Genomic DNA, 19,260 nt, shown 5'->3' on the forward strand with positions numbered 1-19,260 from the left:
CCTGCATGACCCGGGAAATGATGCAACTGGGAACTGTTGCCCACCTCGTCGGCGGCGACGCGGTTGACCTCGACGACCTGAAGGCCCGGGAGGGGGCCGACGTCGGCATCGTCGGGCGCCGCTGGTCGACGGCACTCCGCGCCGACCCCGCACACACTGCGGCCCTACGGCCATCCGGCAGACCTGCCGCCTGGCTCGGCTCGCTCTTCCGCTACTCGCCGGGGCTTTCCGACATCACCGCGTTCCTCGCCAACCAGGTCCGCAACGAGGCGCTGTCCGGCCTGGCGGCGAAGAAGGTCGGCAGCACCCACAACCCGGCCGGACCGGTGCTCGAGGGATTGCGATGAGCACCGTGATCCGCGCGGCGGCGGCGTTCGACGGCCACCGTCACCTCGGGCCCACTGACGTCCTGGTGGAGGGTGGCCGCATCACGGCGATGGGCCAGGAGCTGCAGGGCGACGTGGTGCTGGATGCGGCGTTCGTGAGCCCCGGCTTCACCGACGCCCACGTCCACCCCGTCCTCGGCGGGCTCGAGCGGGTGCGCTGCGACCTCGGGGGGATGTCGACCCTCGAGGAGTACCTCGCCGCGGTCAAGGCGTACGCCGACCGACACCCGGACGCGGAGTGGGTGCTCGGCGGGGGCTGGGCGATGCCGGCGTTCCCCGGGGGCACACCGCTGGCCGCCGACCTCGACTCGGTGGTGCCGGACCGGCCGGTCTACCTCCCCAACCGGGACCAGCACGGCGCCTGGGTCAACAGCCGGGCGCTCGCACTGGCCGGGATCGACCGGAACACCCCTGACCCGGCCGACGGCCGGATCGAGCGGGACGAGGCCGGAAACCCGAGCGGCACCCTGCACGAGGGCGCGACCACCCTGGTCGCGCGCCACCTCCCGGCGCCTACCGCCGAGGAGTACCGCCGCGCCCTGCTCGTCAGCCAGTCCCACCTGCACTCCCTTGGGGTCACGAGCTGGCAGGACGCCCTGGTCGGCTCCTACTTGGGGATGGCCGACCCGGGGCAGACCTACGTCGACGCCGCCCGCAGCGGCGAGCTGGTCTCCTACGTCGTCGGGGCGCTCTGGTGGGACCGGCGACGCGGGCTCGAGCAGATCGCGGACCTGGTCGCGCGGCGCGACGCACTGTCGGTGGGTCGCTTCCACCCGACGAGCATCAAGATCATGCAGGACGGCGTGGCCGAGAACGGGACCGCGGCGCTGCTTGAACCGTACTTCGACCGGTGCGGGCACCGCACGGGCAACGAGGGTCACTCGTTCCTCGACGCCGGGCTGCTCGCCGAGGCGGTGCCGGCGCTGGACGCGGAGGGGTTCCAGGTCCACGTCCACGCGATCGGTGACCGGGCCGTACGGGAGGCGCTGGACGCGATGGTCGGCACCGACCCGGCGCGTCGGCACCACATAGCCCACCTCCAGGTGGTGCACCCCGACGACATCCCCCGGTTCGCCGCGCTCGGCGTGGCCGCGAACTGCCAAGCCCTCTGGGCCAGCCTCGGCGACCAGATGGTCGACCTGGCGATCCCGGTGCTCGGCGAGCCCCGGGCCGGCTGGCAGTATCCGTTCGGCGACCTGCACCGCAGTGGCGCCCGGCTGGTGATGGGCAGCGACTGGCCGGTCAGCAGGGCGGACCCCCTGGCGGCGATCCACACCGCGGTCACCCGAACCCAGTACGGCAAGCCGGGCCGGCTCGGTGCGGACCCGTTCCTCGCCGAGCAGGCGATTCCCCTCGAGGTGGCGTTCGCGGCGTACACCTCCGGCAGCGCGTGGGCCCTGCACCGCGACGATGCCGGACGGCTCGCCCCGGGCGCGGTCGCCGACCTCGTCGTCCTCGACCGGGATCCGTTCGCTGGCCCGCCCGAGGAGGTCGGCGCCGCGCGCGTGGTGTCCACGTGGGTCGACGGAGGCCCCGTCTTCGGCGGCTGATGACGAGAACTGAACTTCGGGAACATGCTCGACGGTGAGCAGGCCGACGCGGTGTCCGGGGAGAACTGCGACGTTCATCGACCCACTGCGCCTCCGGCAGGACTCGCGCCGGGCACGACGGAAGACCCTTCCGTTCGGCAGTGACGGCGAACGCAAGCCCTCAGGGTTGAAGGGGCCGTCGCAAGCACCCTCGCGTTTCGAGGTCTCCGTCTGATCAAGCAGGCTCGACGCACGACCCGTAACCAACGTCTATGGTCAGTACCGCTAGACGTCGGAGAGCCGGGCCCCGATACGCAAAGCGACCTGGAAGTGATCAACGGCCCCAGCGCGCACGTACCCGCGAATCTGAGTGACCTCGAACCAATCGATGTGCTCGACGCTCTGGCACGCGCGCGCCACTGCGTTGCGTATCGCCTCGTCGGAACTCACGGTCGAGGTTCCAACAAAGTCACTCAGGACGTACGTGCGGTTCGCCATTCTCCCTCATATCCCGTGGGGACCACTCGGTGCCCGGGGCACACGCCGGTCGAATCGTCATACGGCTTCTGTGTCGCCTTCCCCCATGACCACGAAGTGGGACATGTGCCCGGAGCGCGGCGATGCACCGTGAGTGTGTGCCACCCCCGCGGGGGTGAAGACCGCGTCTCCCGGCTGAACGACGTACTCGGCGCCGTCCGACGTGACGAGCCCTTCGCCCGAGACGATCAGCAGCAGCTGGTCCATCGTGTGGATATGCGGGGTGGTGGTCGCGTTGTTGGCGAAGGTGACAAGGGAGACGCGCGTCCACTGTCCTTCCTGCCCGGAGACCAAGCGAAAGGCCTCGATCTCGCCGCTGAAGACGGGACCCGTGGGGTGCATCACCGGGATCTCACCCGGTCGATGAACAGTCATGCGGCGGGTCACCACGTCCTCCTCTCGTGCTCGACGCTCCAGCGCCGACATTTCCTATAGCAGAACATATTCTGTTGGAAAGAACCGTGTCAAGGAGCTTCCCGCGGCTGAACTGCTGCTCGACTCGGAGCCTCTGGGCATACGGCGCAGGGGTGACAGGTCACCGAGGCCACGGGTCTGCGGTCAGCCTGCGTGCAGCGTCAGCGCCGCGCTCGCGCCTCTCCTACTGAATGGCCATCGACAGGCAGCGCCGCCAGCAGGGCCAGCTGAAGGAACCGATCTCGATTGCCCGACGGGAGGTGGGTCGCTGCTCGCCCGGTCGGGGAGCGCGTCCGGCGCCGGATAGGATGCCGCGTACCGCCTGACCGAACCTCCCCCTGGAGCGCTCCGTGGCCCGCGTCGTCGTCGACGTCATGCTCAAGCCCGAGATCCTGGACCCCCAGGGCAAGGCCGTCGAAGGGGCGCTCGGACGCCTCGGGCTTCAGGGGGTGAGCTCGGTCCGCCAGGGCAAGACGTTCACCCTCGAGCTCGACGGCGACCTCGACGAGGCCCTCCTCGCGCAGGTGCACGAGCTCGCCGGCTCCCTGCTCTCGAACCCCGTGATCGAGGACTACGTCATCCGCGAGACCTCGGCATGAGGATCGGCGTCGTCACGTTCCCCGGGTCGCTCGACGACCAGGACGCGGCCCGCGCCGTCCGCATCGCCGGCGGCGAGGCCGTCACCCTCTGGCACGGTGACGCCGACCTGCACGGCGTCGACGCCGTGGTGCTCCCCGGCGGCTTCTCGTACGGCGACTACCTCCGCTGCGGCGCCATCGCGCGCTTCGCGCCTGTCATGGGCCCGCTGGTCGACGCAGCGAACGGCGGCCTCCCGGTGCTCGGCATCTGCAACGGCTTCCAGGTGCTGTGCGAGTCGCACCTGCTCCCCGGTGCCCTCGTGCGCAACGACCACCTGCACTTCATCTGCCGCGACCAGAAGCTGCGGATCGAGTCGACGAGCACCGCATGGACGTCGTCGTACGAGGTGGGCCAGGAGATCGTCGTCCCGCTGAAGAACGGCGAAGGCGGCTACGTGGCCGACGAGGCCACTCTCGACCTGCTCGAGGCCGAGGGCCGCGTCGTCGCGCGCTACCTCGACCTCAACCCGAACGGCAGCCGCCGCGACATCGCGGGCATCAGCAACGCGCGCGGCAACGTCGTCGGCCTCATGCCCCACCCGGAGCACGCCGTCGAGGCCCTCACCGGCCCGACCACCGACGGCCTGGGCTTCTTCACCTCGATTCTGAAGGGCCTCGTCGAGGCATCATGAGCCGTCACGCAGACACCGTCGCCGACGCGATCGCGCACCCCGAGCGCGAGCAGCCGTACGCCGAGCTGGGCCTCAAGCCCAACGAGTACGCCGACATCCGCGAGATCCTCGGCCGCCGCCCCACCAGCGGCGAGCTCGCGATGTACAGCGTCATGTGGAGCGAGCACTGCTCGTACAAGTCGAGCAAGGTGCACCTCAAGCAGTTCGGCGACAAGAAGCCCGAGACCGACACCCTGCTCGTGGGCATCGGCGAGAACGCCGGCGTCGTCGACATCGGCCAGGGCTGGGCCGTCACGTTCAAGGTCGAGTCGCACAACCACCCGTCGTACGTCGAGCCCTACCAGGGTGCGGCCACGGGCATCGGCGGCATCGTGCGCGACATCATCTCGATGGGCGCGCGCCCAATCGCGGTGATGGACCCGCTCCGCTTCGGCGCGGCCGACCACCCCGACACCCACCGCGTGCTGCCCGGCGTCGTCGCCGGCATCGGCGGCTACGGCAACTGCCTCGGCCTGCCCAACATCGGCGGCGAGGTCGTCTTCGACGACTGCTACCAGGGCAACCCGCTCGTCAACGCCCTCTGCGTCGGCAAGCTGCGGCACGAGGACATCCACCTCGCGAGCGCGCGCGGCGTGGGCAACCTCGTCGTGCTGTACGGCGCCAAGACCGGCGGCGACGGCATCGGCGGCGCCTCGATCCTCGCCTCGGAGACCTTCGAGGACGGCGGCCCCGCCAAGCGCCCCGCGGTGCAGGTCGGCGACCCGTTCATGGAGAAGCTGCTCATCGAGTGCACGCTCGAGGTGCTGCACGCCGGCCTCGTCGAGGGCATCCAGGACCTCGGCGCCGCGGGCATCTCGTGCGCGACGTCCGAGCTCGCCAGCAACGGCGAGGGCGGCATGCGCGTCGACCTCGACAAGGTGCCGCTGCGCGACCACACGCTCACTCCTGAGGAGATCCTCATGAGCGAGTCGCAGGAGCGCATGGCCGCGGTCGTCACGCCCGACAACCTCGAGGCCTTCCTCGCGATCTGCGCCAAGTGGGACGTCGACTGCGCCGTGATCGGCGAGGTCACCGACACCGGCCGGCTCGTGATCGAGTGGCACGGCGAGGTCATCGTCGACGTGCCGCCGCGCACTGTCGCCCACGACGGCCCCGTCTACGAGCGCCCCTACGCGCGGCCCTCGTGGCAGGACTCGCTGCAGGCAGCCGACCCGTCGTCGCTGGCGCGTCCGGCGTCCGCCGAGGAGATCCGCGAGACCGTGCTGCGCCTGGTGGGCTCGCCCAACCTCGCGAGCAAGACCTGGGTCACCGCGCAGTACGACCGCTACGTGCTCGGCAACACCGTGCTCGCGCAGCCCGAGGATGCCGGCGTGATCCGCGTCGACGAGGAGAGCGGCCTCGGCGTCGCGCTCTCGACCGACTGCAACGGCCGCTTCGCCAAGCTCGACCCGTACAACGGCGCGAAGCTCGCACTGGCCGAGGCCTACCGCAACGTCGCGGCCACCGGTGCCGTGCCGCTCGCGGTCACCAACTGCCTCAACTTCGGCTCGCCCGAGGACCCCGACGTCATGTGGCAGTTCAGCCAGGCCGTCACCGGCCTCGCCGACGGCTGCCTCGAGCTCGGCATCCCGGTCACCGGCGGCAACGTCAGCTTCTACAACCAGACCGGCGAGGTCGCGATCCACCCGACCCCCGTCGTCGGCGTGCTCGGCGTGATCCAGGACGTCGCCGCCCGTACGACGATGGCGTTCCGCACCGCCGGCGACGCGGTCCTCGTGCTGGGCGAGACGCGCGACGAGCTCGCGGGCTCGGAGTGGGCGCACGTGGTCCACGGCCACCTCGGCGGGCTGCCGCCGGTCGTCGACCTCGCAGCCGAGCGCGCGCTCGGCGAGGTGCTCGTGCAGGCCTCGACGTCGGGTCTCGCGACCGCGGCGCACGACGTCTCCGACGCCGGCATCGCGCAGGTGCTGGTCGAGATGGCGCTGCGCGAGGGCGTGGGCGCCACGGTCACGGTGCCCCAGGGCGTCGACCCGTTCGTGCTGCTGCTCTCGGAGTCCACCGCCCGTGCGGTGGTCACCGTGGCGGAGTCCGACGTCGACGCGCTCACGGCCCTGGCCGCCGCGCACGGCGTGCCGGTGACGCGCCTCGGCGTGGTCGGCGGCACCGACCTCGTGGTCGAGGGCGTGTACGGCGGAACGGCCGCCTGGCCGGTCGACGAGCTCCGCGCCACCGCCGACGCCACCTTCCCCGCCCTCTTCGCCTGACGCCCGCCCTCTGGTTCGTCGACTAGGCCGGCTCCGCGCGGTTCGCGGCGCGGAGCCGCCCCGGCCTTGGCAGGATGCGCCCATGGCCGACACCAGCGATGCCCCCGAGACGCCGAAGCCGCGTCGGACGCGTACGGCGAAGGCTGCCGAGCCCGGCGCCCCGGCGCCCGCACGGCGGCGTACGACCAAGGCGGCCGAGCAGCCCGCGCTCGTCGACCGCGGTGCGGCGTGGTGCGTGGTCGGCGCCGGGCCGCACGGGCTCTCGGCGCTCAAGGCGCTGCTGCAGAACGGCATCGACGCCGACGGCTACGAGCGCGAGTCCGACGTCGGCGGCAACTGGAACTACGGCGCGGAGAACTCGCGCGTGTACGAGTCGACCCACCTCATCTCGTCCAAGCCGTTCACGCAGTTCCCCGACTTCCCGATGCCCGACTCCTACCCCGACTATCCGAGCCACCGGCAGGTGAAGGAGTACTTCGGCCGGTACGCCGACCACTTCGGGCTGCGACGGCGCATCACGTTCGGGGCCGACGTCGTGCACGCGGTGCCGGTCGACGGCGGCGCGCGCTGGGACGTGACCGTGCGGTCCGGCGGCGTGGAGACGACGTACCGCTACGCAGGTCTCGTGGTCGGCAACGGCCACAACTGGAACCCGAAGATGCCGGAGTACGCAGGTCTCGACGAGTTCGCGGGCCAGGTGATCCACTCCGCCGACTACAAGGGCGCGGCGGTGCTGCGCGGCAAGCGGGTGCTCGTGGTCGGCGCGGGCAACACCGGGTGCGACGTCGCGGTGGAGAGCGCGCAGAACGCGGCGCACACGTTCCACTCGACGCGGCGCGGCTACTACTACAACCCGAAGTTCACGCTCGGGCGTCCGAGCGACCAGGTGGCCGACTCGCTGCTCGCGATGCGGCTGCCGCTGCCCGTGCGGCGCGCGCTGTTCGGCACGACGCTGAAGCTGGTCGTCGGCGACATCACGAAGTTCGGGCTGCAGAAGCCCGACCACAAGTTCTTCGAGACGCACCCGATCGTCAACCAGCAGCTCGTCTACTACGTCGGCCACGGCGACATCACGCCCAAGCGCGACATCGACCACTTCGACGCTGCCGGCGCGGTGTTCGCCGACGGCAGCCGCGCCGACGTCGACCTCGTCGTGTTCTGCACGGGCTACCTCGTGACGTTCCCGTTCCTCGAGCACCAGTGGCTCAACTGGCAGGGCGACCACCCTCAGCTCTTCCTGCAGATGTTCACGCCGGCGTACGACAACCTCATCGTGTCCGGGCTCATCCAGCCCGACTCCGGGCAGTGGACGCTCGCGCACTGGCAGGGCATCCTCGCCGCCCGCGTGGCCGAGGCCCTGGCGCTCAAACCCCAGGTGGCGCACCGGTTCCTGGCTCGTGCCAACGCCGAGGCCGGACGCCGCTTCAGCGCCGGCACCGAGTACAAGGAGTCGACCCGACACTACTTCGAGGTCGCCCACCAGGAGTACCTGCAGGCGCTGCAGGACGCCATCCACGAGCTCGAGGAGTCCGCATGAGCGCCCGTTCCCGCCGCGGCACGCTCGCGATGCGGCCGTGGGACTGGTCGTTCCCGTCGCGCCCGGTGAGCCACCGCGAGGTCGTGTCCGCGCTGCCCGCCGAGGACTCCGGGAGGCCGCCGCTGCTCATGGTGCACGGCGTCGCGCACGCCGCCTGGTGCTTCGAGGAGAACTGGCTGCCCGCGGCTGCCGAGCAGGGCTGGCCGTCGTACGCCGTGAGCCTGCGCGGGCATGGCGGCTCAGCCGGCGGCCGGCACCTCAAGCGCACGCTGACGCGCGACTACGTCCACGACGTCATGCAGACGATCACCGAGCTGCCCGAGCCGCCCGTGCTCATCGGTCACTCGATGGGCGCGGTCGTAGCGCAGCTCGTCGCCGAGCGCTACCCGCTGCGCGGCCTCGTGCTGCTGACGCCCGCCCCGCTGCACGCGGCGATCGGCGACCTGTGGGAGATCGCGAAGGACCGCCCGGTGGACGCGCTCGGCGCGGTGGTCGGCCGCACGCTCTCGATGGAGCCCGAGATCCTGTTCGAGGGCCTCGACGCCGAGACCGCGCGGCGCTACTCCGACCGCACCCAGACCGAGTCGCCCCTCGTGCAGTGGGAGCTGCTCGTGCCGCGGAAGGTCGGCCCGGTGCGCTGCCCCGTGCTCGTCGTGGGCACGCCGTCCGACCGGCTCGTCCGGCCGGCCGACGTGCAGCGCACCGCGGAGCTGTACGGCGTCGAGCCGCAGTGGTTCCCCGGGATGGGTCACGACGTCATGCTCGACCGCGGCTGGGACCGCGTGCTCGACGCCGTCCTCGCCTTCGCCGCCGACCTCCCCGCCTGGGGCCAGGCCCCCGCCCGCTGACACTGATCAGTGCGAGCGGGGTGGGTGGCCGGGCTGGGAGGATCGCGGCGTGACGACCATGACGCCCGCCGAGCTGCTCGCGGCCTGGGACGCCGGCGAGGCGCCGGAGCGCACGGTCGTGCGCTCGGTGGTCAAGGCCTCGCTCGCAGAGCTGGTCGAGAAGGCCCCGGGCCGGGCGGTCGAGGTGCGCATCCCGCCGCATGCCGCGGTGCAGGCAGTCGAGGGCGGTACCCACCGCCGGGGTACGCCGCCCGCGGTGGTCGAGTGCGATGCTCGCACCTGGCTCGAGCTCGCCACCGGCCGGCTCGGCTGGGCCGACGCGGTCGCCGACGGCCGCGTGCGCGCCAGCGGCGAGCGCTCCGACCTCTCCCACCTCCTGCCGCTGTAGCCGTCGCTCGGCCGTGTGGGTGCGGTAGACCGGCCAGGTGCGTGGCAACGTCGTACGGCGGGGGCGCAGCATCGGTGCGGGCGCACGACAACCCCGGCGCGGCCCGTGCCATGCCGGCGGCGGACAGGGAGGTCTCCCATGCTCGTGCTCGCCCGCAGCAACGGCCAGAGCGTCGTGCTCGACGACCGGATCGTCGTCACCGTCATCACCACGAGGACCGGCCTGGTGCGCCTCGGCATCGAGGCGCCTGACGGCGTCGGTGTGCGTCGGGGCGAGCTCGACCGGCACCAGCCCCAGCCGGGCGACCCCCGCCGCCGGGTCGGCCGCCCGGCGCCGCCCGCCCCCTGAATCGTCGCTGGAGAAGACTCGCGGCCCGTGGCCCGGCCTGCCAGGCTGACCCGTGTCCGCGGGGGCCGGGTGCTCGCCTGGAAGTCGTCCGTGTGTCCGGGAACTGCTGAATTCGCACGATTCGGTCACGATCGCGACGGATCCGGTGCCTGCCTGTCGATCTGACGACGGATACGTGGCTAAGGTTCGCCTCACACCGTGGGGCGCGGGCACGTCGTGCTCCCCGGTGCGCGCACCGGGGCGCCCCTCGGCTGCGCCGTACGCCGACGTGACGCGAGGACCAGCCCGCCCATGACCGAGACCACCGACGCACCGGCTGACGCGTCGCTGCCCGCGATCCGGCTGCGCAGTCTGCGCAAGACCTTCGGCGAGGTGGTGGCCGTCGACTCGGTCGACCTCGACATCGCCGACGGCGAGTTCCTCACGCTGCTCGGCCCGTCGGGCTCGGGCAAGACCACCGTCCTGCGCATGATCGCCGGCTTCGAACTCCCCACCGCGGGCACGGTGGAGCTGGCCGGCGTCGACGTGACGCAGAAGGCTCCGTTCGACCGTGACGTCAACACGGTCTTCCAGGACTACGCGCTCTTCCCGCACATGAGCGTCCAGGAGAACGTCGAGTACGGCCTGAAGGTCAAGAAGGTCCCCAAGGCGGAGCGCCGCCAACGCGCCGAGGAGGCGCTCGCGTCCGTCCGCCTCGAGGGGTACGGCGACCGCAAGCCGACCGCGATGTCCGGCGGCCAGCGCCAGCGTGTCGCCCTGGCCCGCGCGCTGGTCAACCGCCCCAAGGTCCTGCTGCTCGACGAGCCGCTCGGCGCCCTCGACCTCAAGCTCCGCGAGGAGATGCAGGTCGAGCTCAAGGCGATCCAGCGCGAGGTCGGCATCACGTTCGTGTTCGTGACGCACGACCAGGAAGAAGCGTTGACCATGTCCGACCGCATCGCGGTCTTCAACAACGGTGGCATCGAGCAGATCGGCACGCCGGCGGAGGTCTACGAGCACCCCGCCACCGAGTTCGTGGCGGGATTCGTGGGCACCTCCAACCTGCTGCGCGGCGAGGCGTCTCGCGCGGTCCTCGGTCACGACGGCGTCTTCAGCGTGCGTCCGGAGAAGATCCGTGTCGCCGAGCCCGGTGCCGTGGCGGGCGAGGGCGAGGACTCCGCTCTCGGCAGGGTGCGCGAGGTCGTGTACGTGGGCAGCGGAACGCGGTACGTCGTCGACCTCGAGGTGGGCGGGTCGCTCGTCGCCCTCGAGCAGAACCAGCGCTCGACGTCGATGGACGTCATGGGCATGCGCGGCAGGCAGGTCCGCCTGGTGTGGCGCAAGGAGCACGAGTACAGGGTCGGCTGACCCCCACAGGCTCGCGCGACCGATCGCATCGGTCGCACGGAGATCGGCACGCGGGACCTGTCCCGCGTGGGTAGACGGCTCGGCGGCTCTGCCGGGACGACCAGGGAGAGGGAGGTACGCAGGTGAAGAAGAGCCTGCTCAAGGTCGCAGCCATCGGCTCGGCCGTCGTCCTGCTCGCCGCATGCGGCAGCAGCGACAGTGGTTCCGGGGACGGCTCCGCCGCTCCCGGTGGCAGCGCTTACGCCGGTCCGGTCGGCGCAGGTGAGGGCACGCTGAACGTGCTCGCGTGGCCCGGGTACGCCGAGGACGGCTCGACCGACCCCGCCGTCGACTGGGTCAGCCCGTTCGAGGAGGCGACCGGCTGCCAGGTCAACGTCAAGGTCTTCGCGACCTCGAACGAGGCCTTCACGCTGTTCCAGTCCGGCCAGTACGACGTCGTCTCGGCGTCCGGCGACGCGTCGCTGCGCATGGTCTACGGCAACCTCGTCCAGCCGGTCAACACCGGCCTCGTCCCGAACTACGCCGACATCCTTCCCGAGCTGAAGAACCAGCCGTGGAACACCGTGGGCGAGACGAACTACGGCGTCCCCCACGGTCGCGGCGCCAACCTGCTGCTGTACCCGACCAAGGATTACCCGACCGCGCCCGACTCGTGGGCCGAGATGTTCGAGGCGGACTCGCCCCTCAAGGGCCAGGTCGCACCGTACGGCGACGCCATCTACATCGCCGACGCGGCCGTCTACCTGATGGCTACGCAGCCCGACCTCGGCATCAAGAACCCGTACGCGCTCGACCAGACCCAGTTCGACGCCGCCATCGCGCTGCTCGAGCAGCAGAAGCCGCTGGTCGCGTACTACTGGGGCGACCTGGTCAAGCAGGGCCAGGACATCGCCAACGGCACCGTGAAGCAGAGCCAGGGCTGGCAGCTCACGGCGAACTTCACCAACTCGAGCACGCCCGGCGCGGTCGGCTCGGTGAAGCCGAAGGAGGGCACCACCGGCTGGTCCGACACGTGGATGGTCAAGAAGGACACCAAGAGCATCAACTGCTCGTACCTCTGGCTCGACCACGTGGCCTCGCCCGAGGTCCAGGCTCAGATCGCCGAGTACTTCGGCGAGGCCCCGGCCAACATCAAGGCCTGCGACCTCACGAAGAACGCGAACCACTGCGAGGAGTTCCACGCCAGCGAGTCCGACTACTGGGACGACGTCTGGTACTGGACCACACCGACCGAGGCCTGCCTCGACGGCCGTACGGACGTCAAGTGCGTCACGTACGACGAGTGGGTCAAGGCGTGGTCGTCGCTGACGGCCGCCTGACCGGTTCGGTCTGACCGGGTCCGGGTGGCGCCACGGCGCCACCCGGACCAACCCAGGATCTGACCCACTGCCCGTGTCTCACGGACGACGAAGGAGTACCACCTCATGGCCAGCCAGACGGTGAGCCGGCCCGCGGCCGACGGCGGGCCGGGCCCGCTGCGCCGCGTGCAGTCCAGGCTGCACCGACGGCCCGGGCTGCGCGTGTCCGCGCTGCTCGCGCTGCCGATGACGTGGATGCTGCTGATCTACCTGATCCCGCTCGCCCTGATCTTCGTGACGGCGTTCTGGACGACGGACTCGTTCACAGGGCTGCTCCAGCGGTCGTTCTCGCTGGAGAACTTCCAGGACATCTTCACCGACCCGAACTACTACCTCATGGTCGTGCGCACGGTCGGGATCGCCGCCGCGGTCACGGTCCTCTGCGTGCTGATCGGCCTGCCCATGGCCTTCTTCATGGCGCGGGTCGCCTCGCCCCGCTGGCAGCCGGCGCTCGTCGCGCTCGTGCTCACGCCGCTGTGGGCGTCGTACCTGGTGAAGGTCTACGCCTGGCGCACGATCCTCGCGCCCGAGGGCCCGGCCGAGTCCTGGCTCGGTGCGAGCCCGGGATACGGCCTGCCCGCGGTGGCGCTCACGCTCACCTACCTGTGGCTGCCGTACATGATCCTGCCGATCTACGCGGGCCTCGCGAACATGCGCGGCTCCTTCCTGGATGCCGCCAGCGACCTCGGCGCCCGCCCCTGGCTGACGTTCCGCACCATCGTGCTGCCGATGGTGTGGCCGTCGGTCGTGGCCGGCTCGATCTTCACCTTCTCGCTGAGCCTCGGCGACTACATCACCGTGCAGCTGGTGGGTGGCTCGTCGCTCATGATCGGCAACGCGATCTACCAGAACTTCTCGGTCAGCCTGCCGTTCGCCGCCGCGCTCGCGACGATCCCCGTGATCGTGATGGTCGGCTACCTGCTCGCCGTGCGCCGCACCGGCGCGCTGGACAACCTCTAAGGCGGCCTGCGATGACTCTCTCGCGACCCGCGAAGTGGCTGCTCGGCGTGGCGATGCTCGTCGGCCTTGCCTTCGTCTATGTGCCCCTCGGCATCGTCGTCGTCAACTCGTTCAACACCAGCAAGCTCTTCGCCTGGCCGCCGCCCGGGTTCACCACCGAGTGGTGGACCGCTGCCTTCGCCAACGAGGGCGTGCGCTCGGCGTTCGTGACCTCGGTGATCGTCGCCGCGATCGCGACGATGGTCGGACTCGTGCTCGGCACCCTCACCGCGATGGCCGTGTCCCGCTACGACTTCTGGGGCCGGCACACCATCTCGCTGCTCTTCGTACTGCCTATCGCGCTGCCGGGCATCATCACCGGCATCGCGCTGAACAACGTCTTCACCACCTTCCTCGGCGGTCTGTCCTACGTGTCGTTGGTGATCGGGCACGCGACCTTCTGCGTCGTGGTGGTGCTGAACAACTCCGCCGCCCGTCTGCGGCGCGCCCTGGGGAACGTCGAGGAGGCGGCTCTCGACCTGGGAGCCACGCGCCTGCAGGCGTTCCGCGACATCACGTTCCCGGCGATGCGCTCTGCGCTCCTCGCCGGCGGGTTGCTCGCGTTCGGCCTGTCGTTCGACGAGATCATCGTGACGACGTTCACCGCTGGTCCCGGCCAGCAGACGTTGCCGCTCTGGATCTTCCAGAACCTCTTCCGCCCCAACAGCGCCCCGATCGTCAACGCGGTCGCGGCGATGCTCGTCCTCATCTCGATCGTGCCGGTGTACCTCGCCCAGCGGCTGTCCGGCGACGCCACGGGCGGCGGTCGCATCTAGTCCGCCCGGCTCCAGGGCAGGATGTGCGCATGCCCGACGACGAGTCCGTGCTCGACCGGCCGTGCGCACCGCTCGATGCCGTCGTCCGCTGGGGCGACGGACCCGACGACGTGGCCGACATCCGGTACGGCGACCCTGCGCGGCCGCTGGTCGTCCTGATCCACGGCGGGTTCTGGCGCCCGGCGTACGACCGGGTGCACGTGCGTGCCACGACCGAGGGCCTGAACGCGCAGGGGTGGACGGTCGCGGCACCGGAGTACCGCCGCGTGCCCGGCGACCCCGATGCCACGACGTCCGACGTCGCGTCCGCCCTCGTCGCGCTGCCGAGCCTCCTCGCCGACCACCACGACGGGCGCGTCGTCGTCCTCGGGCACTCGGCGGGGGGTCATCTCGCCCTCTGGGCGGCGGCCGCGGCGCCCGCGCCGGGCCTCGTCCTCACCGTCTCGCTCGGCGGAGTCGGCTCCCTCGTGCTGGCCGAGACGGACGGCCTCGGTTCGGGAGCGGTCGTGGCGTTCCTCGGCGGGCCGGCGGCGTCCCGACCCGATCTCGACCCGGCGCTGCTCCCGACCCCGTTCTCGCAGGTCAGGCTCGTGCACGGCGTCGAGGACGACATCGTGCCGGTCTCCCAGGCGCGCGCGTACGCCGCGGCCCACCGCCGGGCGCGCGTGGACGAGGTGCCCGGCTGCGGCCACTTCGGGGTGATCGATCCGATGGCAGATGCCTGGCACGCCGTGGTCGGTGCGGTCCGGGGTGCCCCGTAGACTGCACCCGTGCGGCGAGGCGACGGCAAGCTCAGCCACGACCTGCTCCCCGGTGAGAAGGGCCCCCAGGACGCCTGCGGCGTCTTCGGAGTCTGGGCCCCGGGCGAGGAGGTCGCGAAGCTCACCTATTTCGGGCTCTACGCCCTGCAGCACCGCGGGCAGGAGTCCGCCGGCATCGCGGTCAGCGACGGCACCCACATCCTCGTCTACAAGGACATGGGCCTCGTCTCGCAGGTGTTCACCGAGGCCAGCCTCGAGAGCCTGCAGGGCCACCTCGCGATCGGCCATACGCGCTACAGCACCACCGGCGCCTCGGTGTGGGAGAACGCGCAGCCGACGTTCCGTGCCACCGCCACCGGCCACATCGCCCTCGGCCACAACGGGAACCTGACCAACACGCACGAGCTCGCGCGTCGCGTGCGCGAGCGCGCCGACGAGAGCGGAGAGCTGTCGCTCGGCACGAGCCTCGGCAGCTCGTCCGACACCGACCTGCTCACCTCGCTGCTCGCCTCGCACCCCGACCTCTCGCTCGAGGCGGCGGCGATCGAGGAGCTGCCGCTGCTCAAGGGCGCGTTCTCGCTCGTCTTCATGGACGACACCACGCTGTACGCCGCCCGCGACCCGCAGGGCGTGCGCCCGCTCACCCTCGGCCGCCTCGAGCGCGGCTGGGTCGTCGCGTCCGAGACCGCCGCGCTCGACATCGTGGGCGCCTCGTTCGTCCGCGAGATCGAGCCGGGCGAGCTCATCGCCATCGACGAGCAGGGCCTGCGCTCGAGCAGGTTCGCCGAGGCCGAGCCCAAGGGCTGCCTCTTCGAGTTCGTCTACCTCGCGCGCCCCGACACCACCATCAGCGGCCGGTCGATCCACGGCGTCCGCGCCGAGGTCGGCCGTCAGCTCGCCCGCGAGTTCCCCGTCGTCGCCGACCTGGTCATCCCGGTGCCGGAGAGCGGCACCCCGGCGGCCGTCGGCTACGCCCAGGAGTCGGGCATCCCGTTCGCCCAGGGCCTGGTGAAGAACGCCTACGTCGGGCGCACGTTCATCCAGCCGTCGCAGACCCTGCGCCAGCTCGGCATCCGGCTCAAGCTCAACCCGCTGCGCGAGATCGTGCAGGGCAAGAAGCTCGTCGTCGTCGACGACTCCATCGTGCGCGGCAACACCCAGCGCGCGATCGTGCGGATGCTGCGCGAGGCCGGTGCGCTCGAGGTGCACGTGCGCATCTCGAGCCCGCCCGTGAAGTGGCCGTGCTTCTACGGCATCGACTTCGCCACGCGCGCCGAGCTCATCGCCAACGGCCTCGCGGTCGACGAGATCCGTACGGCGATCGGCGCCGACTCCCTCGGCTACGTCTCACTCGAGGGGCTCGTGCAGACCACCGGCGTCGCCATGGACCGCCTCTGCCGTGCCTGCTTCGACGGCGTCTACCCCATCGAGCTGCCCACGCCCGAGATGCTCGGCAAGCACCTGCTCGAGGGCCTCGACCAGCTCGAGTCCAAGGTGCTCGCGTCCGAGCAGGTCATCGAGGTCGAGGCGCACCCGCAGGTGGCGCTCGACGTCGGGGGCCTGACCACCCTCATCGGTGGCGGCGGCGCGGCCGACGCCCTCGACCGCCCGTGAGCGAGCTCGACCCGGTCGTCGCCGGGAACGTCGTCCGCACGTCCGCCGGCGCTCCGGCGACCTACGCCGCTGCCGGTGTCGACGTCGAGGCGGGCGAGCACGCCGTCGCCCTCATGAAGGCCTCGCTCGCCCGGGCCCAGCGCCCCGAGGTCGTCGGCGAGATGGGCGGGTTCGCCGGGCTCTTCGACGTCTCGCTCATCAAGAAGTACAACCGTCCGCTGCTCGCGACCTCCACCGACGGCGTGGGCACGAAGGTCGTCGTTGCCCAGCGCATGAACAAGCACGACACGATCGGCATCGACCTCGTCGCCATGGTCGTCGACGACCTGGTCGTGTGCGGCGCCGAGCCGCTGTTCATGACCGACTACATCGCGACCGGCAAGGTCGTGCCCGAGCGCATCGCCGCGATCGTGTCGGGCATCGCCGAGGGCTGCCGCCAGGCGGGCTGCGCGCTCGTCGGTGGCGAGACCGCCGAGCACCCGGGCCTGCTCGCACCCGACGAGTACGACGTCGCAGGCGCCGGCACCGGAGTGGTCGACGCCGACGACCTGCTCGGTCCCGACCGTGTGCGTGCGGGCGACGTCGCGATCGCCATGCGAGCGAGCGGGCTGCACTCGAACGGCTACTCCCTCGCCCGGCACGTGCTGCTGACCACCGGGGGTCTCGACCTGCACGCGCACATCGACGTCCTCGGCCGCACCCTCGGCGAGGAGATGCTCGAGCCGACGCGGATCTACTCGCTCGACGTGCTCGACCTCGCGCGGGCGGCCGACGTCGACGTCCACTCGGTGTCGCACGTGACGGGCGGCGGGCTCGCAGCCAACCTCGCCCGCGTGCTGCCCGCCGACATCCACGTGAGCATCGACCGCTCCACCTGGACGCCGCACCCGATCTTCACGCTCGTGGGCGAGATGGGCCGGGTCGCGCTGCCCGAGCTCGAGAAGACGTTCAACATGGGCGTCGGCATGATCGCGATGGTCGCGCCGTCGTCGGTCGACGCCGCGCTCGCCCGCCTCGCCGCCCGTGGCCTCGACGCCTGGGTTCTCGGCGAGGCGCGGGCGCGTGCCGAGGGCGAGACCGGCGACGCCGCCGCCAAGGGCGGCAACGGCGGCTCGGTCACCCTGACCGGCACCCACGCCCGCTGACCTTCTCGGCCCTGAGGGTCGATCACGGCAGTTGAACTGCGCTCGTTGACCCGCACTCGTGATCCTGGACGCGCTCGACCGCGCCCGGGTACGACGAAGGCGCCCGGCCCCGAGGGGGTGGGCGCCTTCGTGCGCAGGTGGGACGTCGCGGCTAGCGCGAGTCGTCGTCCTCGTCGTCCTCGATGTACTTCGAGTAGAGGTCGTCGTCGTCCTCGTCGTCGACCTCGGGCACGTGGGCGGGAGCCGCCGGGAGGTCGTGATGACCGCCCGCAAGCTCTGCCTGGAGCCGGTTGAGGTCGGGGTTGACCGACCCGTACTTCAGCTCGCGTGCGACCTTGGTCTGCTTGGCCTTGGCCCTGCCACGACCCATGGCGTGACCCCCTCTGGGGCTCAGTGCCCCGGATGCGACCGACATGACAGCCCACCGGGGTGGTGCCGCCAGTGGTTCGACTGCCCAGCATAGTCGCAGCGACGGGCGCGTTCGACCGGGGTTCGCCGGGAGCGCACTCCGGCCGTGTCGCGCCGCGGGACGCCGGGAGGGTCGGCGTCCCCGCAGGTCAGCGGCCCGGGTCCCCGGCGAACGGCGGCCGGGGCGGGGCGGCCGCGATCCGCTCCTCGGCCAGGGCTTCGGCGGCGACGAGCGGGGTGGTCCCGGACGCCGTCGCACGGCGCAGGACGTCGAGCAGCGTGGCACCGATCTCCCGCGCCCGGGCCCGGGCGGCAGCGTCGTCGTACGTGCCGCGGCCGGCGTACTCGGCTCCCACGGCGATCACGCCGCCGGCGTTGACGAGGAAGTCGGGGGCGAAGAGCACGCCGCGCTCGGCCAGGCGGTCGGCGAGGGCTGGCGCTGCCAGCTGGTTGTTGGCACCGCCGCAGACCGCCCGCGCGGTCAGTCTCTCGGCGACCTCCGCGGTGATCATGCCGCCGAGCGCGCAGGGGGCCAGCACGTCGACGTCCGCCTCGACGAGGTCGTCGGCGCTCGCTGCCACCTCGACCGTGGGGTGCTCGGCGCGCAGCCGTGCCACGGCGTCGGCGGAGACGTCGGCCACCAGCACGCTGCCGCCCTCGGCCAGCACGTGCCCGGCGAGCCGGCGTCCGACCTTGCCGACGCCGGCGATCGCCACGCGGCGTCCGGCGAGGGACGGCGTCCCCCACAGGTGCTCGGCCACGGCCTTGAGCCCGTGGTGGACGCCGACCGCGGTGAGATCGCCGCTGTCGCCGGCGCCGCCGTGCTCCGGCGACCGGCCGGTGGTCCAGGGGTTCACCGTGGCGACGACGTCCATGTCGGCGACGTACGTGCCGACGTCGCACGCGGTCACGTACCGGCCGCCGAGCGAGGCGACGAGCCGGCCGTACGCCCGCAGGACCTCCGGGGTCTTGTCGTGGGCGGGGTCGCCGACGATCACGCCCTTGCCGCCACCGTGCGGGAGGCCGGCGAGCGCGTTCTTGTACGTCATCGCACGGGCCAGGGCGAGGGCGTCGTCCATCGCGGCGTCGAGGTCGGCGTACGGCACGAAGCGGGTGCCGCCGAGGGCCGGGCCGAGGGCGGTCGAGTGGATCGCGACGATCGCGCGCAGGCCCGAGGGGGCGTCGTGGCCGACGACGACCTGCTCGTTCCCGAGCAGCGCCGGGGGGAGGCTCATGGCCTCAACCTACGACCCGTCCCCGCGCTCCGGCCTCGGAGCAGGACGCGAGTTACTGCCCATAGTGGGGTTATGCGGCGGTCGATTACCCCACTT

20 protein-coding genes are annotated in these 19,260 nt (G+C 71.5%); 16 read left to right on the forward strand and 4 right to left on the reverse strand.

Going from position 1 to position 19,260, the window contains the following annotated elements; genetic code table 11:
* Nucleotides 1-5: 5 nt before the first annotated feature.
* Nucleotides 6-347 carry a hypothetical protein gene (locus tag ACFQGU_RS00545; RefSeq protein ID WP_386763396.1) on the forward strand — a complete coding sequence of 114 codons (342 nt, stop codon included), beginning with the start codon at nt 6-8 and terminating at the stop codon, nt 345-347.
* Nucleotides 344-1,936, forward strand: coding sequence for an amidohydrolase (locus ACFQGU_RS00550; protein WP_386763397.1), 1,593 nt, complete (start codon nt 344-346; stop codon nt 1,934-1,936). Before ACFQGU_RS00545 ends, ACFQGU_RS00550 begins: the two co-directional genes overlap by 4 nt.
* A 264-nt stretch (nt 1,937-2,200) precedes the next feature.
* Here ACFQGU_RS00550 and ACFQGU_RS00555 read toward each other — a convergent pair whose 3' ends face one another.
* Together ACFQGU_RS00555 and ACFQGU_RS00560 are read right to left on the reverse strand one after the other, a co-directional pair.
* The gene (locus ACFQGU_RS00555; protein WP_386763398.1) at nt 2,201-2,413 is read right to left on the reverse strand and encodes a dodecin; all 213 of its coding nucleotides are present in this window, start codon (nt 2,411-2,413) and stop codon (nt 2,201-2,203) included.
* A 57-nt stretch (nt 2,414-2,470) separates the two neighbouring features.
* Entirely contained in the window at nt 2,471-2,839 is a 369-nt protein-coding gene (locus tag ACFQGU_RS00560) for a cupin domain-containing protein (protein ID WP_386763399.1), read from the reverse strand.
* Between the two features lie 377 nt (nt 2,840-3,216).
* On the opposite strand from ACFQGU_RS00560, the gene purS reads away from it, so the two are divergent.
* From purS to purM, 14 genes are all read left to right on the forward strand, one after another.
* Nucleotides 3,217-3,465 carry a phosphoribosylformylglycinamidine synthase subunit PurS gene (gene purS / locus ACFQGU_RS00565; protein WP_386763400.1) on the forward strand — a complete coding sequence of 83 codons (249 nt, stop codon included), beginning with the start codon at nt 3,217-3,219 and terminating at the stop codon, nt 3,463-3,465.
* Complete coding sequence (gene purQ / locus ACFQGU_RS00570; protein ID WP_386763401.1) at nt 3,462-4,136, forward strand: phosphoribosylformylglycinamidine synthase subunit PurQ; 675 nt, start codon at nt 3,462-3,464, stop codon at nt 4,134-4,136. Before purS ends, purQ begins: the two co-directional genes overlap by 4 nt.
* Entirely contained in the window at nt 4,133-6,400 is a 2,268-nt protein-coding gene (gene purL / locus ACFQGU_RS00575; protein WP_386763402.1) for a phosphoribosylformylglycinamidine synthase subunit PurL, read from the forward strand. The genes purQ and purL overlap by 4 nt, the downstream gene beginning before the upstream one ends.
* 82 nt (nt 6,401-6,482) lie before the next feature.
* A complete protein-coding gene (locus ACFQGU_RS00580; RefSeq protein ID WP_386763403.1) occupies nt 6,483-7,937 on the forward strand; it encodes a flavin-containing monooxygenase in 1,455 nt (484 codons plus the stop codon).
* Complete coding sequence (locus ACFQGU_RS00585; protein WP_386763404.1) at nt 7,934-8,785, forward strand: alpha/beta hydrolase; 852 nt, start codon at nt 7,934-7,936, stop codon at nt 8,783-8,785. The genes ACFQGU_RS00580 and ACFQGU_RS00585 overlap by 4 nt, the downstream gene beginning before the upstream one ends.
* Nucleotides 8,786-8,843: 58 nt before the next feature.
* Nucleotides 8,844-9,173 carry a sterol carrier family protein gene (locus ACFQGU_RS00590; protein ID WP_386763940.1) on the forward strand — a complete coding sequence of 110 codons (330 nt, stop codon included), beginning with the start codon at nt 8,844-8,846 and terminating at the stop codon, nt 9,171-9,173.
* Nucleotides 9,174-9,311: 138 nt separating this feature from the next.
* Nucleotides 9,312-9,521, forward strand: a complete 210-nt coding sequence (locus ACFQGU_RS00595) for a carbon storage regulator (RefSeq protein ID WP_386763405.1) — start codon at nt 9,312-9,314, stop codon at nt 9,519-9,521.
* A 291-nt stretch (nt 9,522-9,812) separates the two neighbouring features.
* Nucleotides 9,813-10,868, forward strand: coding sequence for an ABC transporter ATP-binding protein (locus tag ACFQGU_RS00600; RefSeq protein WP_386763406.1), 1,056 nt, complete (start codon nt 9,813-9,815; stop codon nt 10,866-10,868).
* 122 nt (nt 10,869-10,990) lie between these two features.
* A complete protein-coding gene (locus ACFQGU_RS00605) occupies nt 10,991-12,187 on the forward strand; it encodes an ABC transporter substrate-binding protein (protein WP_386763407.1) in 1,197 nt (398 codons plus the stop codon).
* Nucleotides 12,188-12,292: 105 nt separating this feature from the next.
* Entirely contained in the window at nt 12,293-13,186 is an 894-nt protein-coding gene (locus tag ACFQGU_RS00610; RefSeq protein WP_386763408.1) for an ABC transporter permease, read from the forward strand.
* 11 nt (nt 13,187-13,197) lie between these two features.
* Nucleotides 13,198-14,001, forward strand: coding sequence for an ABC transporter permease (locus ACFQGU_RS00615; protein ID WP_386763409.1), 804 nt, complete (start codon nt 13,198-13,200; stop codon nt 13,999-14,001).
* Between the two features lie 29 nt (nt 14,002-14,030).
* Nucleotides 14,031-14,762 carry an alpha/beta fold hydrolase gene (locus ACFQGU_RS00620; protein WP_386763410.1) on the forward strand — a complete coding sequence of 244 codons (732 nt, stop codon included), beginning with the start codon at nt 14,031-14,033 and terminating at the stop codon, nt 14,760-14,762.
* Nucleotides 14,763-14,771: 9 nt separating this feature from the next.
* Nucleotides 14,772-16,376: an amidophosphoribosyltransferase gene (gene purF, locus ACFQGU_RS00625; protein WP_386763411.1), complete on the forward strand. Its 1,605-nt coding sequence runs from the start codon at nt 14,772-14,774 to the stop codon at nt 16,374-16,376.
* Entirely contained in the window at nt 16,373-17,521 is a 1,149-nt protein-coding gene (purM, locus tag ACFQGU_RS00630) for a phosphoribosylformylglycinamidine cyclo-ligase (RefSeq protein WP_386763412.1), read from the forward strand. Before purF ends, purM begins: the two co-directional genes overlap by 4 nt.
* Nucleotides 17,522-17,672: 151 nt before the next feature.
* Here purM and ACFQGU_RS00635 read toward each other — a convergent pair whose 3' ends face one another.
* Together ACFQGU_RS00635 and ACFQGU_RS00640 are read right to left on the reverse strand one after the other, a co-directional pair.
* On the reverse strand, nt 17,673-17,891 hold the full coding sequence (locus tag ACFQGU_RS00635) for a DUF3073 domain-containing protein (RefSeq protein ID WP_386763413.1): 219 nt from the start codon (nt 17,889-17,891) through the stop codon (nt 17,673-17,675).
* 187 nt (nt 17,892-18,078) lie between these two features.
* Nucleotides 18,079-19,164: a Glu/Leu/Phe/Val family dehydrogenase gene (locus tag ACFQGU_RS00640; RefSeq protein ID WP_386763414.1), complete on the reverse strand. Its 1,086-nt coding sequence runs from the start codon at nt 19,162-19,164 to the stop codon at nt 18,079-18,081.
* Nucleotides 19,165-19,260: the final 96 nt, after the last annotated feature.

The sequence above is a fragment of the Longivirga aurantiaca genome (assembly GCF_042660085.1).
Lineage (GTDB): Bacteria > Actinomycetota > Actinomycetes > S36-B12 > CAIYMF01 > Longivirga > Longivirga aurantiaca.

Excerpts from the sequence above, each read along its gene's own strand:
- ACFQGU_RS00545 (WP_386763396.1), top strand. The coding sequence starts at position 6 with ATGACCCGGGAAATGATGCAACTGGGAACTGTTGCCCACCTCGTCGGC.
- ACFQGU_RS00555 (WP_386763398.1), bottom strand. The coding sequence starts at position 2,413 with ATGGCGAACCGCACGTACGTCCTGAGTGACTTTGTTGGAACCTCGACC.
- ACFQGU_RS00610 (WP_386763408.1), top strand. The coding sequence starts at position 12,293 with ATGGCCAGCCAGACGGTGAGCCGGCCCGCGGCCGACGGCGGGCCGGGC.
- ACFQGU_RS00550 (WP_386763397.1), top strand. The coding sequence starts at position 344 with ATGAGCACCGTGATCCGCGCGGCGGCGGCGTTCGACGGCCACCGTCAC.
- ACFQGU_RS00595 (WP_386763405.1), top strand. The coding sequence starts at position 9,312 with ATGCTCGTGCTCGCCCGCAGCAACGGCCAGAGCGTCGTGCTCGACGAC.
- ACFQGU_RS00620 (WP_386763410.1), top strand. The coding sequence starts at position 14,031 with ATGCCCGACGACGAGTCCGTGCTCGACCGGCCGTGCGCACCGCTCGAT.
- ACFQGU_RS00635 (WP_386763413.1), bottom strand. The coding sequence starts at position 17,891 with ATGGGTCGTGGCAGGGCCAAGGCCAAGCAGACCAAGGTCGCACGCGAG.
- ACFQGU_RS00580 (WP_386763403.1), top strand. The coding sequence starts at position 6,483 with ATGGCCGACACCAGCGATGCCCCCGAGACGCCGAAGCCGCGTCGGACG.
- ACFQGU_RS00590 (WP_386763940.1), top strand. The coding sequence starts at position 8,844 with ATGACGCCCGCCGAGCTGCTCGCGGCCTGGGACGCCGGCGAGGCGCCG.
- ACFQGU_RS00600 (WP_386763406.1), top strand. The coding sequence starts at position 9,813 with ATGACCGAGACCACCGACGCACCGGCTGACGCGTCGCTGCCCGCGATC.
- ACFQGU_RS00640 (WP_386763414.1), bottom strand. The coding sequence starts at position 19,164 with ATGAGCCTCCCCCCGGCGCTGCTCGGGAACGAGCAGGTCGTCGTCGGC.
- purQ (WP_386763401.1), top strand. The coding sequence starts at position 3,462 with ATGAGGATCGGCGTCGTCACGTTCCCCGGGTCGCTCGACGACCAGGAC.
- ACFQGU_RS00615 (WP_386763409.1), top strand. The coding sequence starts at position 13,198 with ATGACTCTCTCGCGACCCGCGAAGTGGCTGCTCGGCGTGGCGATGCTC.
- ACFQGU_RS00585 (WP_386763404.1), top strand. The coding sequence starts at position 7,934 with ATGAGCGCCCGTTCCCGCCGCGGCACGCTCGCGATGCGGCCGTGGGAC.
- purL (WP_386763402.1), top strand. The coding sequence starts at position 4,133 with ATGAGCCGTCACGCAGACACCGTCGCCGACGCGATCGCGCACCCCGAG.